The organism is Rhizobium sp. Root482, from assembly GCF_001426565.1.
Lineage (GTDB): Bacteria > Pseudomonadota > Alphaproteobacteria > Rhizobiales > Rhizobiaceae > Pararhizobium.
Genome location: NZ_LMFA01000022.1, coordinates 493,498 through 509,020, shown reverse-complemented (window position 1 = coordinate 509,020; position 15,523 = coordinate 493,498). Strand labels below are relative to the sequence as shown.

The 15,523-nt window shown below is 63.5% G+C and carries 15 protein-coding genes; 7 read left to right on the top strand and 8 right to left on the bottom strand.

Annotation, left to right across the window (positions count from 1 at the left end; translation table 11 throughout):
- Nucleotides 1-86 precede the first annotated feature (86 nt).
- The 5 genes from ASD31_RS18375 (at nt 87) to ASD31_RS18355 (ending at nt 4,552) form a co-directional block, all read left to right on the top strand.
- Nucleotides 87-1,595 (top strand): sugar ABC transporter ATP-binding protein, encoded by a 1,509-nt coding sequence (locus ASD31_RS18375; RefSeq protein WP_056337051.1) that lies wholly within the window; start codon nt 87-89, stop codon nt 1,593-1,595.
- Nucleotides 1,596-2,657 (top strand): ABC transporter permease, encoded by a 1,062-nt coding sequence (locus ASD31_RS18370; protein ID WP_156392708.1) that lies wholly within the window; start codon nt 1,596-1,598, stop codon nt 2,655-2,657.
- Between the two features lie 57 nt (nt 2,658-2,714).
- Entirely contained in the window at nt 2,715-3,758 is a 1,044-nt protein-coding gene (locus tag ASD31_RS18365) for a substrate-binding domain-containing protein (protein ID WP_056337048.1), read from the top strand.
- 129 nt (nt 3,759-3,887) lie between these two features.
- Complete coding sequence (locus ASD31_RS18360; protein ID WP_056337046.1) at nt 3,888-4,133, top strand: type II toxin-antitoxin system VapB family antitoxin; 246 nt, start codon at nt 3,888-3,890, stop codon at nt 4,131-4,133.
- Complete coding sequence (locus tag ASD31_RS18355; protein ID WP_056337043.1) at nt 4,133-4,552, top strand: type II toxin-antitoxin system VapC family toxin; 420 nt, start codon at nt 4,133-4,135, stop codon at nt 4,550-4,552. Before ASD31_RS18360 ends, ASD31_RS18355 begins: the two co-directional genes overlap by 1 nt.
- A gap of 104 nt (nt 4,553-4,656) precedes the next feature.
- Here ASD31_RS18355 and ASD31_RS18350 read toward each other — a convergent pair whose 3' ends face one another.
- The 4 genes from ASD31_RS18350 to ASD31_RS18335 all read right to left on the bottom strand — a co-directional run bounded on the left by ASD31_RS18350 (nt 4,657) and on the right by ASD31_RS18335 (nt 9,810).
- Nucleotides 4,657-6,711, bottom strand: coding sequence for a bifunctional aldolase/short-chain dehydrogenase (locus ASD31_RS18350; RefSeq protein WP_056337290.1), 2,055 nt, complete (start codon nt 6,709-6,711; stop codon nt 4,657-4,659).
- A gap of 78 nt (nt 6,712-6,789) precedes the next feature.
- Nucleotides 6,790-7,740 (bottom strand): sugar-binding transcriptional regulator, encoded by a 951-nt coding sequence (locus ASD31_RS18345; protein ID WP_056337040.1) that lies wholly within the window; start codon nt 7,738-7,740, stop codon nt 6,790-6,792.
- Nucleotides 7,741-7,907: 167 nt separating this feature from the next.
- Complete coding sequence (locus ASD31_RS18340) at nt 7,908-8,552, bottom strand: PQQ-binding-like beta-propeller repeat protein (RefSeq protein ID WP_056337038.1); 645 nt, start codon at nt 8,550-8,552, stop codon at nt 7,908-7,910.
- 37 nt (nt 8,553-8,589) lie between these two features.
- Nucleotides 8,590-9,810: a hypothetical protein gene (locus tag ASD31_RS18335; protein ID WP_056337035.1), complete on the bottom strand. Its 1,221-nt coding sequence runs from the start codon at nt 9,808-9,810 to the stop codon at nt 8,590-8,592.
- Between the two features lie 90 nt (nt 9,811-9,900).
- Here ASD31_RS18335 and ASD31_RS18330 point away from each other — a divergent pair, with 90 nt between their 5' ends.
- Complete coding sequence (locus ASD31_RS18330; RefSeq protein ID WP_056337287.1) at nt 9,901-10,599, top strand: DUF899 domain-containing protein; 699 nt, start codon at nt 9,901-9,903, stop codon at nt 10,597-10,599.
- A 48-nt stretch (nt 10,600-10,647) separates the two neighbouring features.
- Entirely contained in the window at nt 10,648-11,862 is a 1,215-nt protein-coding gene (locus ASD31_RS18325; protein WP_056337032.1) for an MFS transporter, read from the top strand.
- A gap of 50 nt (nt 11,863-11,912) precedes the next feature.
- Here the strand turns inward: ASD31_RS18325 and ASD31_RS18320 are convergent, their stop codons facing one another.
- The 4 genes from ASD31_RS18320 to ASD31_RS18305 form a co-directional block, all read right to left on the bottom strand.
- Entirely contained in the window at nt 11,913-12,386 is a 474-nt protein-coding gene (locus ASD31_RS18320; protein ID WP_056337029.1) for a VOC family protein, read from the bottom strand.
- A gap of 172 nt (nt 12,387-12,558) precedes the next feature.
- Nucleotides 12,559-13,887, bottom strand: a complete 1,329-nt coding sequence (locus tag ASD31_RS18315; protein WP_056337026.1) for a PQQ-dependent sugar dehydrogenase — start codon at nt 13,885-13,887, stop codon at nt 12,559-12,561.
- On the bottom strand, nt 13,887-14,318 hold the full coding sequence (locus ASD31_RS26365; RefSeq protein WP_056337024.1) for a DUF2231 domain-containing protein: 432 nt from the start codon (nt 14,316-14,318) through the stop codon (nt 13,887-13,889). Before ASD31_RS26365 ends, ASD31_RS18315 begins: the two co-directional genes overlap by 1 nt.
- A gap of 300 nt (nt 14,319-14,618) precedes the next feature.
- Nucleotides 14,619-15,506 carry a LysR family transcriptional regulator gene (locus tag ASD31_RS18305; protein WP_056337022.1) on the bottom strand — a complete coding sequence of 296 codons (888 nt, stop codon included), beginning with the start codon at nt 15,504-15,506 and terminating at the stop codon, nt 14,619-14,621.
- Between the last annotated feature and the right edge of the window lie 17 nt (nt 15,507-15,523).

The window sequence follows — 15,523 nt, the reverse complement described above, 5'->3', positions numbered from 1 at the left end:
TTTCGTAAGCCAGCATTCTGTCAAATGTCAATGGGCTTGACATTTGACGATCCGCCGTCCTAGCATGATCGTCGAGGGAGGAGCATATGGTGCAAGAGGCGGTTTTCCGTATCGAGGATCTGCGCAAGTCATTTGGTCCGATCCAGGTTCTGGATGGCGTCGATCTGGACTTGCGCGCCGGAGCCGTCACCGTTCTGATGGGCGCCAATGGCGCCGGCAAATCCACGCTCGTCCGTATCGTCAGCGGTGTCTATGACCGTGACGCGGGGCGCATTATGCTTGCCGGAAAGCCCTTTTCTCCCTCTTCGCCTGCGGACGCCATCCGTGCCGGCGTGGTCACCGTGCACCAGAACATCAATGACGGCGTCGCTGCCGATCTGGACGTGGCAACCAATCTGACGCTCGACCGTCTGAGCGGCAAGGGCGCACCGCTGTTCTTCAATCCGCGCCGCGTCCGTCGCGAGGCGAAAGCGGTTGCTGACCGCATGGGCCTTTCGATCGATTTCGGCGCGCGCATCAATGATCTTTCGCTCGCCGACCGCCAGATGGTGGCGATCGCCCGTGCGATGGCGCACGAGCCCAAGGTGCTGATCCTCGACGAGCCCACCTCGTCCCTGTCGAGCACCGAGGCCGAACGGCTGTTTGAAGTGGTCGAGCGACTGCGCGCCCGCGGCGTCGCCATTCTTTATATATCGCACCGCATGTCGGATATCCGCCGGCTCGCCGATACCATCGTCAGCCTGCGCGATGGCCGCATTACCGGCGTCTTCGAAGGGCCGGCGCTGGATTACGAAGGTGCCGTCAACGCCATGCTGGGCAAGACGATGAGCGCCGGTCATGTCTCCGTGCAGACGGCGACGGCTCCGGTGCTGAGCGCTGTCAACCTGAAGCTCACGCCCGCATCCAGGCCGTTCTCGCTGACGCTGGGCGATGGCGAGGTGGTGGCGGTGACGGGGCTTGTCGGCGTCGGCAAGAGCGTACTGGCTGAAACCCTGTTTGGCGCGCGCGCCCCGGCCAGTGGCACTATCACCCTCGACGGTCGGGCTTTTGCCCCGAAGACGACCCGCCAGGCGATCGAGCGCGGCGTGTTCCTCGTCGCCAAGGATCGCGGCGCAAACGGCATCGTGCCCGGCTTCAATATCTACGAGAATATCAGCCTGCCCTTCCTGAAGCGGATCTCGAATTTCGGCATCACCAATCGCCGCAGCGAACGCGATCTTGCGCGCTCGCAGATCGAAGGGCTCGGTGTCGTCTGCCGCAGCGAACGCGACGAGATGCATACGCTGTCGGGCGGCAATCAGCAGAAGGTGATGGTCGGCCGCTGGCTGACGCAGGCTTCGCGCGTGCTGATCCTCGATGAACCCTTCCAGGGGGTCGATATCTCGGCGCGGCGCGATATCGCCGGCAAGCTCCGGGCCTCGGCCGCCGGCCGGGCGACCCTGGTCTTCCTGACCGAACTCGACGAGGCTTTCGAAATCGCCGATCGCATTCTCGTCATGTCGGAACACACGATCGTCGGCGAGCATCGTAACGCCGATATCAATGTCGATACGCTTCTGGCCGAAATCGCCGGTCAACATCAAATGGTTGGTTGAATGAGCATTGAACAGACAAAGACCTCGATCGCCACCGCCGGCCATGCCGCGGCGCCACCGGCACGTCGGTTGACGACACGCGAGCTGGCGATCAAATACGGTTTCCTGGTGCTTCTGCTCGGCCTCGTCCTGTTCTTCTGTCTTTCTGCCGACGGTTTCGCTTCGCCGCAAAGCGCGGTCTTCATCCTGCAGTCGGTATCGATCACCGGTATCCTGGCACTCGGCGTCACCGCGACGCTGGTGGTTGGCGGCTTCGACCTGTCGATCGGCTCGGTCGCGACGACGGCGATGATGGCCTCGTCCTATGTCATGGTCGTGATGGGCGGCGATGCGCTCACCGCCACGCTCGTCTGCATCCTGATCGGCATGGTCGTCGGCCTGATCAACGGCTTCCTGATCGTCTATATGCGCGTACCGGACCTGCTCGCCACGCTCGGCATGATGTTCCTGCTCGTCGGCCTGCAGCGCATCCCCACGGAAGGCCGCTCGATCGCGACGGGCATGACCATGCCGGACGGCACGGTTGCCGACGGCACCTTCTCGCCGGCCTTCCTGGCGCTCGGCCGCCATCGCTTCGATCTTTTCCTGCCGAACCTTTTGCCGGTCTCGGTCGTGGTGCTGATCGTGCTTGCCATCGCCATCTGGTTCTTCCTCGAATACACCCGCTTCGGCCGGATGATGTATGCCGTCGGTTCCAATGAGCGCGCGGCCCAGCTCGCCGGTGCGCCGGTCAATGCCTACAAGATCAGCGCCTATGTCATCTCCGGCGTCTTCGCCTCGATCGGCGGCATCCTGCTTGCCGCGCGCCTCGGGCGCGGCGACATCGCGTCCGGCAACAATCTGCTGCTCGATGCCGTCGCCGCCGCGCTGATCGGATTTGCCGTTCTCGGCGCCGCCAAGCCGAATGCCTTCGGCACGGCGATCGGCGCCCTGTTCGTCGGTGTCCTCCTGCAGGGCCTGACGATGATGAATGCCCCCTATTATACCCAGGACTTCGTCAAGGGCGTCGTCCTTGTCATTGCCCTCGTCTTTACCTTCGCCCTCTCGCAAAGGCGGCGATAGGACCTTCGGCCAAGCCTGAAAATCTGTTGAACACGAACGTCTAGTGGAGGAGCCCAAATGACGATCACGCGCAGAACTCTCGGAAAACTGACCCTCGGCCTCATCGGCGCTTCGGCGCTCGGTGGCGTTTCCTTCGCCGCCGACATGCCGGCCCCGTTCGACAAGCCCGGCGACGTCAAGATCGCCCTTGTCCGCTATCTCTCGACCGGCGACTTCTTCCAGTCCTATCTCTCGGGCGTCGAAGCTCAGGCCAAGGCCCTCGGCGTCGATCTGCGCGTGCTCGACAGCCGCCAGGACGCCGCCCTGCAGGCCGACATGGTCGACCAGGCGATCGCGCTCGGCGTCCAGGGCATCATCATCCAGCATGGCCTGACGGAATCCATGAAGGATGCCGCCCAGCGCGCCGTCGATGCCGGCATCAAGGTCGTCGCCTTCGACGTCAATGTCGAGAACGACAAGATCCCGCAGGTCGAGCAGTCCGACCGGGACCTTGCCCGTCTCGCCCTCGAGCAAGCGATCAAGGACAATGGCGAAAGCTTCAAGGCCGGCTATGTCTATGTCGCCGGTATTGCCCCGCTCGATCGCCGCGACGAGACCTGGAAGGAATTCAAGGCGAAATATCCGGGCATCAACGAAGCTGCCCAGTTCGGCACGATGGACAATCCGATCGCCAATTCCGTCGCCAACCAGGCCCGTTCGGTCATTACGGCCAATCCCGATATCACCGTCATGTTCGCGCCCTATGACGAATTCGCCAAGGGCGTGAAGATCGCCGTCGACGAAGCCGGTCTCTCCACCAGCGTCAAGATCTACTCGGCGGATATCTCAACCTCCGACATCGCCGCCATGCGCGAGCCCGACAGCGCCTGGGCAGCAACGGCCGCCACCAATCCGGCCGTTGTCGGTCAGGTTTCGGTGCGCGCGCTCGCCATGCTGCTTGCCGGGGAAGATCCGGGCCACAACGTCATCGTTCCGCCGACGCTGATTACCCAGAAGGATCTGATGGAAAAGGACATCAAGAATATGGAAGAGCTCGGCTCCAAGCTGCCGCAGTTCGCCCATGCCGACGTCGCCATGCCGGCCTGGATGCCGAAGCCCTGATAGGTAGGCAGATTTCCCAGCGACTGGGCGGCCTTCGGGCCGCCTTTTTTATTTTCGCTTGCGTCTCGGGAGCGCCCATTTGGATAGATATAGATTTATGATATATTGATATCTCAAAAGGATATCCACATGGCCCTCTTTATTCGTGACGATACCGTCGATGCGCTGGCAAACGAGCTGCAGAAGGCGTTGAAAGCTCCAAGCAAGACGGAGGCTGTCCGTACAGCTCTCAAGCGCGAGCTTGAACGGACGCGCCAGGCGATGCCGTTGCGAAAGCGTGTCGCAAAGGCACAGGCAATGGCTGCTGCGATGGGCAGCCCGGATCCGGATTTCAGCCTGAAAGCCTATACCGACGAAATGTGGGATGAAATCTGATGTTCCTCGACGCGTCGGTTATCATCGCAATCATCGCTCGCGAACAGGGCTGGGAGGAAATCGTCAAGCGACTGGAAACCAGTGATGGCGATTTCGTCATCTCGCCGGTCTCCCGGTTCGAGGCGGTTCTCGGACTGGCGCGAAAGTACAATCCTGGCGGTGCAGCCAAGAGTAAGACAACGATTCTTGTAGCCAGAGCCGCCGTCGATGAATTCCTATCGGCCGTGACGGCTTCGGAGATTGCGATCTCACCGGAAATCGGCGCGGCGGCACTTGAGGCTGCGATGATCTATGGCAAGGCGGTCGGCCACCGCGCGGATCTCAATTTCGGTGATTGCTTCAGCTATGCCTGCGCCAAGACAATGAAGATTGCCCTGTGCTACAAGGGAGACGATTTCGCCTTGACCGATCTCGCCTGAGGCGAGGGTGGCGTATTGAGTGATGGATGATGCGGGTCAGGTTCTCATTCAACGTTCCCGTCGCGCGGAGACGTTGAGTGAGGGAGACCACGATATTCTCCCGCCTATCGCATCGCAGCGGCAATATTGCCGCCGTCCACTGTCGTCACGTCGGCGGTGGTGCGCTCCGCCAGCGCGTGGTGGACGAAGGCTTGGGCCACGTCGTCGGCGGTCACCTCGAGGCCGAGCAAATTGCCGCCCATATAGTCCGTGACCGAAAGGCCGCGGGCGGCGGCGCGGTTGGCGATCATCTCGTCGTTGAGCAGGCCGGAGCGGATACGGTCGGCATTGACGGCATTGACGCGGATCTGGTCTCCCCCATGTTCCAGCGCATATTGCCGCGACAGGAACAGGGTCGCGGCCTTCGGCAGCCCATAGGCGCCGAATTTCGCGCCCGGATTGACCGCCTGCTTGCTGGCGTTGAACAGCAGCACGCCGCCGGTTCCCTGCTCCTTCATGATCCGCACCGCATTCTGCGCCACCGTCTGGTGGGCGAAGAAATTGAGCTCGAAGCTTTTGCGCAGCAGCGCATCATCCATGGTGGCGATCGGGCTTTCCCAGGCTGCGCCGGCATTGGAGATGACGATATCGACACCGCCATAGGTCGCCACCGCCTTGTCGAAGGCGGCGCGCACGGAAGCCGGCTCGGTCACGTCGCAACCGACGCCGATCGACTGGTTGCCGGCAAGCTTTGCCGTCTCGGCGGCCTTTGTACCGTCGAGATCGAGCACCACCACATGCGCGCCTTCGCGGGCAAATGCGCGGGCGATGGCAGCGCCGATGGCACCGGCGCCGCCGGTAACGACCGCGACCTGCCCGGTGAAGGGTTTTGGCCTGGCGCCGGCGAGCTTTGCCTGTTCCAGCGACCAATATTCGAGATCGAAGAGATCGGGTCTGCTCACCGGCTCGAACCGGCCGATGGATTCGGCGTCGCGCGCCGTCTCGATCCAGGTTTCGGCGACATCGGCGGCGATCCTGGCGTCCTTCAGCGTTCGGCCATGGCCGAACAGGCCGAGCCCCGGCACCAGCGTCAGCCGTGGCATCGGGTCCAGCATGATTTTCCTGACGCCGTCCCGGCCGTCATTGGCCTTGAAGTAGGCGGTGTAGTCCTCGATGAAGCCGACGGTGCGCGCGGCGATCGCCTGCCGGTAGCCGTCGAGATCGGACGCATCCGGCGCCGGCAGCACCATGGGGCCGGTCTTGATGCGGATCGAAAGATCGGGTGTGGAGACGCCGCGCCGGGCCATGTCCTCGACCTCGGCCGCGTTGACGAAGGCGAGAATGTCCGGCGAGGTGCGGAATTCGCTGATCATCCGGTCATAGCGGCCTTCACCCCTGGAAACAGCGACGGCGCCGCGCAGCATGGGTGCGATATCGCCCGGCCGGGCAAGGTTTTCCGGTAGGACTGCCGGCGTAAACGGGTTCCTGCCATTGGCGCGAACATAGTCTTCCGCCAGCGTCACATAGTGGATCATCAGGTCATAGGCTTGCCGGGCGGTGGCGCCGAAGGTGAAGATGCCGTGCTTGTCGAGGATCAGGCCTTCGACGCTCGGGTCCTGGTCGTAGACTTCGGCCGCCAGCTTGGCGAGTGCGAAGCCCGGCATGACATAGGGCACATAGCCCATTTTCGGGCCAAAGACCTCGCGGCTGCGGCTGTCGCTGTCGGCCAGATCGGCGATGGCGAGGACCGCGGTCGAATGGGTGTGATCGACGAATTTGTGCGGGATGAAGGCATGCAGCAGCGCTTCCACCGAAGGATTGGGCGAGGCCGGATCGATCAGGTTGGCCCTTTGCAGCGCCACCATGTCCTCGTCGGAGAGCGTCTGCAGCTTGCGGGCTTTCAAAAGGGGCGCGATCTTGACGGCGGGCAGGCCGGCCGGCTCGATGATGCCCATGTCCCAGCCGCTGCCCTTGACGCAGAGCACCTCCCATTCGTCACCGACCAGATCGCTGACCGTCGTCTTGACGGAGGTGTTGCCGCCGCCATGCAGGACCAGCCGCGGCTCGCCACCAAGCAGACGGGTCGTATAGGTGCGAAGTGCGAGGTCCCGATTGATGCCCTTGCCGGCATAGGCGGCGACCATGGCTTCGGCGTCGCTGTCATTCCAGAGATTTTCCACGTTCATTCCCTCACGCAATGCTTGAATGCCCGGACGCCGCCGTGCTCGATCTGTCTTGGTACTGGTTGATCCGCCGTTCTACCCGGTGCTCCAGCGGGCAAGAAGGCGCCTTGCCATCGTCGTCGTGACGACGAGATGGGAGGCAAAACCGCCCTTGATGGCGGCGACCAGAGGCTCGAACTTGGAATCCTCCTCGACCACCATCATCCGCTTCGGGATGGCGCGGATCGTGTCGAGATTGGCCGAAATGCAGCGGCGGTTATGGGCGCAGTCCATCCATTGGCCGTCCTTGTCGATGACCTGGCCGGCAATGACGCCGCCGGCGCCGGCATCGGCAAGCGCCTGCATTTCCTCGGCCGCCAGCGCGCCGCAGCGCACCAGATGGCTGTCGCTTTCGCAACCGCCGACCGAATAGAGAACGAGCTGGCAATCGGAAATGGCGGTGAGCTGGTCGCGGATGACCGGCTCGCCGCGCAATTCATCGGCCAGTTGCTCGGAGCTGAGGACCAGCGGCGCATAGATATTGATGCCCTCGGCATTCAGGCGCCGGGCGATTTCGGTGGTGCATTGGTCTGGGCGATAATTATAAGGCGCGCCGAGATTGCCGCAAAGCTGCATCACCGTGACGCCCTTGAGGTCCGCATAGGGCATGACGTCGGCAAGATGATAGACCGTGCGGCCCCAGGCAACGCCGATCCGGTCGCCCTTGTTGATCAGTTCGAGGAATACGGCGGCGGCGACGACCGGCATTTCCGCCGTCGGGTCCATCGCATGTCGGTCCTCGGGCACGATCCACACGGATTTGAGGCCGGTCGCATCTTCCAGTTCGCGGGCGAGAACGTCGTCGGCGAAGAGCTGGGTCGAGGTTGAGATGGTGACGATGCCGCTCTCGCGGGCGCGTCGCAGATACATGGCGACGGAAGCGCGGGAAATATCCAGCTGCCGGGCCACTTCATCCTGCCGCAGCCCATGGGTATAATAGAGCCAGGCGGCCTTGTGCAGGATGTGATCATTGGGCCGGATGGGCATGCGTGGTCCTCGTCAATGCGGTGATTAGACATTATTCACGCGCACTGACAAAAGTCAAACCATCACGACAGGCTCGGCCGGGAGTGCCGGTCGAGCCTGTCGGTTTTATCTCGCCTATATGGAATCCGGGACGACGACATGAGGTCGTAGCCCGATCAACGGCTCAGTCAGGCGGTGGCCCTTCCGTGCGCGGGACGGCGGACAACGCGGATGGTGCCGCTCTTGCCGCCGCCGCAGAAGAAGCGGTCGGCGCCGTCGGATTCGAGGCCGGAGACGCCGGTGCCGGCGGGCATCGTGATCGTGTCGAGCAGTTCGCCGGTCTTCGGGTCGATCCGGCGAAGATCGCTTTCGTCTCCTTCCCAGGTTCCGTGCCAGAGTTCGCCGTCGACCCATGTGACGCCGGTGACGAGGCGGGTGGTCTCGATCGAGCGCAGTACCTTGCCGGTGTCGGGATCGATCTGGTGAATCTTGCGGGCGCGGTAGTGTCCGACCCAGAGCGAGCCTTCCGCCCAGGCGAGGCCGGAATCACCGCCTTCGCCGGGCGCCGGGATGGAGGCGATCACCTGGCCGGTCGCCGGATCGATCCGGTGGATTTTGTCCTCGGCAATCTGGAAGAGGTGCTTGCCGTCGAAGGCGGTGCCGGCATGGCCGGCCGTGTCGAGGATGCGGGTGGCGGCACCGCTCTTCGGATCGAAGGCCTCGATATGATCGCCCGTGGCGAACCAGACCTCTTTGCCGTCATAGGTGACGCCGTGTACCTGTTCCGTGCCGGGGAAGGGGCCGTATTCGCGGATGATTTCTGCCTGTTTCATGTCCTAGTCCTCAATGTTCATCGTTGATGTGGCGATCCTAGTCGCCAGGCAGGAGACCCGGGAGTAACAAGAGTGTCGGGAATGCGGGCAGCGGCGGCGTCATCCACCGGCGTGACCGGCCGCGACCGACCGGCGTCACCCGGGCGGATGCATGAAGATCCTCGAGCGCGCGTTGGATGGTGCGGGCGCTGGCGCCAAGCGCGATCGAAAGCGCCGAACTGGACCAGGCCTCGCCATCGGAGAGAAGTGCCAGCAGCGCGCCGTGTCGTTCCTCGACCGGCGGCGCGATGACGGTCATGTCCTGTTGTCTCGGCACCACAAGGACGAAGCCGCTCTCCGTCGCCTCGATTGTCGCGAACCTCTCGATCTCGGCGCGCAGGCGGCCGATCTCGACCCGCAGGCGTGCGCGATGGGACTCGTCGGCCTCCTTCGCACGGAAGGCATGGGAAAGCAGCCTCTCGCGGGTGGCATCGCCGGGCCAGGCCTCGGCCAGTGTGCGCAGGAGCGAGAAGAGCACCGGGCGGGTTGCCAGCGACAGCACGTTTTGGCCCCGGCGGACGGTGCTTCGGCACGCGTCGATAACCAGACGGTCCGAGGCGAACAGAGCTTCGACCTCCGCAAGACCGAGCAGGCGGCCGCCATCTCGACCGAGCAGGCGAGCCGCAGGTGCCTCGAGGACTGCGGCCGCAGCCTCCACCTCCATCGCAAGGGCGGGAATGCCCGAGGCTGCCGCCGCCTGTCGGGCGCGGGAAAAAGCAACGCGGGCCGCTCCGGTCCTCAGCCGGCGCAACGCGCTGCCGGCGACGGCGAGTTCATGCGAGGCGCGTATGGCCGGGGGCAGGGGCTCCGGATCGAAGCTTTCGAGCATGGCCTCCGCCTCCGCCACGCGGCCGATGAGGAGCAGGCGGCGAACCAGAAGATTGCGGGCATGCGCCGCGTTCGCCGCATCGCCATGCCCGGCGAGCGTTCGCGCGGCGGCTTCAAGCGGCTTGACGGTTGACGCAAGCGCGCGGGAGGCAAGGGCGATTTCCGCCTCGGCAACGCGGCAGCGGGCGCCGGCCACCGCCTCGCGCGGACCAAAAGCGCGGGCAGCGCGTTTCAGAAGCGCTTTCGCGCGCTCGAAATCGCCGAGCTGGGCCATGGCAATGCCGCGCAGGGCGAGCGCCGGCGCATCGTCGCGCAGGGCGACGCGCTTCAAAGCGCCGAGCGCATCACCGGCCGCGAGCGCCCGGCCGGCGGCATTGATCAGCGAGTCCATGCCAATCCCGTCATATTTGTAACTCTCACCCCGCGTCCTCCAAGGTTTAACCATCGCATGGCACGACACGGAAGAGAAAGGATGTTCGTGATGCACAATCAAGTCGTTTCACGCGAAGACTGGCTGAAGGCCCGGCTGGAACTGCTCGCCGCCGAGAAGGAACATACCCGCCAGCGCGACGCGCTGACGAAGCGCCGGATGGCAATGCCCTGGGTGCGAGTGGCGAAGGACTATCGCTTCCGCACGCCGGCGGGCGAGACGTCGCTCAGCGACCTCTTCGACGGGCGCTCGCAGCTTCTCGTCTATCACTTCATGCTCGGCCCGGATTGGGAAGAGGGCTGCAAGTCCTGCTCCTTCTGGGCGGACAATTTCAATGGGATCGACATCCACCTCAATCATCGCGATGTGACCTTCGTTGCAATCTCGCGGGCGCCGCTGGAAAAGATCGAGGCTTACAGGCGTCGCATGGGCTGGAGCTTCCCCTGGGTCTCTTCCCATGGCAGCGATTTCAACTTCGACTACCAGGCCTCGTTCACGCCCGAAGAGCTTGCGAAAGGCGAGGCTTATTATAATTTTGCAGTAAGGCCGCATTCGATGTCGGAAATGGTCGGCGTCAGCGTCTTTTATAGGAGCGGGGCAGGCGAGGTGTTCCACACCTATTCCTGCTACAGCCGCGGCGTGGAGATGGTGAACGGCGCCTATCACTTCCTCGATCTCGTGCCGAAGGGCCGCGATGAGGATGGCCTCAGCTACGGCATGGAATGGCTGCGGCGCCGCGACCAATATTGAGGTTCACTTCGGCACCGGTCGATGCGGCCGCGCCCCAAGGAGACGCATATGAACAATCTCACCTATCGATGGGTCATCGTCGGCGCAGGCGGCCTTCTCGGCTGCATTGCCATCGGCGCCATGTTCTCGCTTCCCGTATTCCTCCAGCCGATCGCAAAGGATACCGGCTGGTCGGTCACCGGCATTTCCAGCGCCATGACCATCGGCTTTCTCGCCATGGCCTTTGCCAGCATGGCCTGGGGCAATCTGTCCGATCGCTGGGGCCCGCGCCCGGTCGTGCTCATCGGCTCGACCCTTTTGGCCGTAAGCCTCGGCCTTGCCAGCATCGTGACCTCGCTCATTGCCTTCCAGTTCGTCTTCGGCCTCCTTGTCGGGGCGGCGACGGCTGCGGTCTTTGCCCCGATGATGGCCTGCGTGACGGGCTGGTTCGACACGCATCGGAGCCTTGCCGTGTCGCTGGTCTCGGCCGGTATGGGCATGGCGCCGCTCACCATGTCGCCTTTCGCGGCCTGGCTGGTGTCGGCCTATGACTGGCGGACATCACTGCAGATCATCGCGCTTATCGTCGCTGTTGTGATGATCCCCGCCTCGCTTCTGGTCCGGAGGGCGCCGGCGCTCGCCGAACAGGCTGCGGGCAAGGCGGTGCCGGAACATGAAGTCCCATCCATGACCGTGCGGGACGTACTGAAATCGCCGCCCTTCCTCATTCTCTTCTTCACCAATTTCCTTTGCTGCGCCACCCATTCGGGACCGATCTTCCACACGGTCAGCTATGCGCTCACCTGCGGCATCCCGATGATGGCGGCGGTCTCGATCTACAGCATCGAGGGGCTTGCCGGCATGGGCGGCCGCATTGCCTTCGGCCTGCTCGGCGATCGGTTCGGCGCCAAGCAGATCCTGGTGCTCGGCCTTCTGGTCCAGGCCTTCGGCGCGCTCGGCTATGTCTTCGCGCAGGGGCTCGGCAGCTTCTATGTCGTCGCGGGGCTGTTCGGCTTCATCTATGCCGGGCTCATGCCGCTCTATGCGGTGATCGCCCGAGAGAATTTTCCATTGCACATGATGGGAACCGTCATCGGCGGCACGGCCATGGCCGGCAGTCTCGGCATGGCGCTCGGCCCGGTTGCCGGCGGTCTGATCTACGACAATTTCGCAAGCTATACTTGGCTCTATGTCGGCTCCTGGGGCATCGGTATCGGCGCCTTCCTGATCGCGCTGACCTTCAAGCCGGCGGCCCGCCCGCAGCCGGTCGCTGCGGCGGCGTGATCGCTTCGACACCAAGGCGGTCCCGGCAACGGGATTGCCTTGGAGGCGTATCAGCCGCGTCGCGCCGCTTCGATCGTCGCCACGTCGATTTTCTTCATTTTCATCATCGCCGCGAATGCGCGCTTTGCCTCGGCACCGCCCGCGGCCATTGCGTCGGTGAGGACGCGTGGGGTGATCTGCCAGGATATGCCCCATTTGTCCTTGCACCAGCCGCAGGCGCTCTCCCTGCCGCCATTGCCGACGATGGCATTCCAGTAGCGGTCGGTCTCCTCCTGATCATCCGTGGCGATCTGGAACGAGAAGGCCTCGCTGTGCCTGAAGGTGGTACCGCCGTTGAGACCGATGCACGGGAGGCCGGCAACCGTGAAATCGACTGTCAGGACGTCACCCTCCTTGCCGGACGGGTAATCGCTGGGCGCACGATGAACAGCTTTTACCGCGCTGTCGGAAAAGGTCTGCGCGTAAAAGCGGGCGGCGTCCTCGGCATCCTTGTCAAACCAGAGGCAAATCGTATTCTTTTCCATTGCGGGTCCTTCGCTTAACTCGTCCGGTTGCCTTCCTGCCCAGCCTCGATTTTGACAGCACTCATTGGTCCTGATTGGAATCGACCGGTCCGCCCCCGGCTGTCTGACGGGAGCAGTAACGCCGGCAGGGGGCGGCAATCTTGAAGACGGCCGGGCCGGCGTTTCCGCGAGGTCAATTCGTTGCGGCGGGAGCAGCCTCCGTCGGTGTGGACGCCGGCGCCTGGCTGGCCGTGATCCGCCAGACCGTGTTGGCCATGTCGTCGGCGACGATCAGGGCGCCGCGGGGATCGACGGTCACGCCGACCGGCCGTCCCCGTGCCTTGCCGTCTTCAGTAAGGAAGCCGGTGGCGAAATCCACGGGGTCGCCGCTCGGTTTGCCGTCACGGAACGGCACGAACACCACCTTGTAGCCGGACGGCGGCGTGCGGTTCCAGCTGCCATGCTCGCCGACAAAGACGCCGTCGGCGAACTGGGAGCCCATGACGGGCGACGAGAAGGCAAGGCCAAGCGCTGCCACATGCGATCCGAGACTGTAATCGGGACGAGTGGCGGAACTTACTTTTTCGGGGTCCTGGGGCTGAGCGCGCGGATCGACCGTCTGTCCCCAATAGCTATAGGGCCAGCCATAGAAGCCGCCTTCCTTTACCGAGGTGAGGTAATCGGGCACGAGATTCGGCCCGATCTCGTCGCGCTCGTTGACCACGGCAAAGAGCTGGCCGGTATCCGGCTGGATGGCAAGCGCGGTCGGGTTGCGAAGGCCGGTTGCATAGGGCTTGTGTGCGCCCGTCTGCGCATCGATCTGCCACACCATCGCGCGGTCGATTTCCGCGTCCATCCCCCGCTCGGTGATGTTGCTGTTCGATCCGATGCCGACATAGAGGAAGCGGCCATCGGCACTGGCCGCCATCGACTTGGTCCAGTGGTGGTTGATCGCCGAGGGCAGGTCGGTGACCTTTACCGGCGGCCCGCTCGCCTCGGTCTGGCCATCGGTGTAGTCGAAACGCACGAGCGCATCCTGGTTGGCCACGTAGAGGACATTGTTCACGAATGCGAGACCGTAGGGCGCATTGAGATTGTCGGCGAAGATGCCGCGCATCTCGTAGGTGCCGTCGCCATCCGCATCGCGCAACAGCGTCAGGCGGTTGCCGCCCTTCACGTCGGTTTTTCCCATGCCCTTGATGTAGCCCGCGATGAGGTCCTTGGGACGCAAGGTGGGTGCCCCGCCGCCGGAGCCCTCGGCAACCAGGATGTCGCCATTGGGGAGGACGAGGGTTTGGCGCGGCACCGCCAGATCGGTGGCGATCGGTTGGATGCTATAGCCTTCCGGCACCGAGGGGAGGTTGTCGCCCCAGGCGGCGGGAAGCGCGATCTTCATGTCGGGCAGGAGGCCACGTTGCGGCGAGGGCAGATCCGGGCTGCCGCCATATTGCGATGGCGCCGGATCTTCACCACAGCCGGACAGGACGGTTGCAGCGGCGAAAAGCACGAGAAGACGGCGCATCACATCACCTCCACGGAGCGATAACCCGAATAGCCGATCCAGGCTGCCACGAGGGCCAGCAGGGCGGCGGCGGCGGAGAGATAAAGGCCTTCCGGCATCATTGCCCAGGCATCCTTCGCATGGACGAGGGCATTGACGAAGCCCAGTATCCACATGACCAGAAGCACGATGAAATAGACAAGCGGCCTGGCGCTGCCCGCGCCTCTGAATCGAAACAGATCGACCAGCGCCCAAAGAAGGGCAAAGCTGCCGCCCAGCATTCCGCCGACGATCAGCCAGGAAGAGAAATTCGCCCATTGAATCTGGAACGTCCCCTGGTAAGCGAGATCGCTGACCAGGGCTCCGAGGAAAAACGGGAACGGAAAAGCCAGAAAGATCGCATTGAGCGGATGAAGCGACCTTCGAAATGCTGGTCCTGCTACGATGGCCATGGCGACTCCCTCTTCCTAAACCAGCGGCCCGTTTTCGACCGCCTATCAAGAACAATAGAGCGCCTTTCCAGCTTATCCAGTGCAGCCGCCCTACACCCGCTCAAACCCCCGGGGAGCGTGACGTTCCAACTTTGCGGGAACGGGACACTTTAACCTTGGACTACAATCGTTTGGCAAAGCCAATTCGAGATGCGAGGGGGCTGGCCAGTTAGAAATGCGACACATCGGGCAGTGGCAGCTTCCGACCCGATATCAGCCAATTCGCGCCTGGCACTACCGTTTGCTTCGCGTCGCGGATTCTCATGCCTTAAGGAAATCGATCAGGGCGCGCAGCGGGGGTGGGGTCTGCCTGCGGCTGGGATGGTAGAGAAACACCCCGTCGAACGGCGGACACCAGTCGTCCAGAACCTGTTCAAGGGCACCGGAACCCAGATCTTCGGCCACGTCCTGCTCCATGTGGAGGCTCACGCAGGCGCCCGACCGCACGACCGCCAGCGCCAGGTCCGTGGAGTTGCAGATCAAGGGACCATCGACCCGCTGGCGCACCTCCTTGCCGTCCTTCTTGAATTCCCACGGGCTAACCGTCCCACCGCTGAGATTGTGATAGTTGACACATCGATGCTGCCTCAGGTCGCGTGGATGTTTCGGCCTGCCATGCAGGGCCCAATAGTCTGGCGTGGCGACCACGACATGGCGCAGCGGAGGGCCGATACGCACGGCAATCATGTCCTTCTCCACATCGTCGCCGAAGCGTAGCCCCGCATCGAACCCGCTCGTCACGATATCCTGGAATCCATCATCGACGGTGACCTGCACCGTGATGCCGGGATGCGCAGTAAGAAACGCCGGGAGCCGCTTTGCAAGGTAGGTGGATGCGAGCCAGTGAAAGGTCGTCAGCCGCACGACGCCTTCGGGTTCGTTCCGCCAGTCGGACAGGGTGGCGAGGCCCGCTTCGATCTCGGACAGCGCGGGACCGAGGCGTTGCAGCAGTGCGTCGCCGGCCTCCGTTGGTGCGACAGACCGTGTGGAACGGGCCAGGAGCCGCACGCCAAGACGCTCTTCCAATCCACGCATGGCGTGGCTCAAAGCCGAGGGCGACACGCCGATCTCCGCCGCAGCGGCAGTGAAGCTGCGTGTTCGGGCAACCGCCGCGAACGCGGCCAGATCGTTGAGAGGTTGGCGTGGCATTGATGAATATTTCTCAC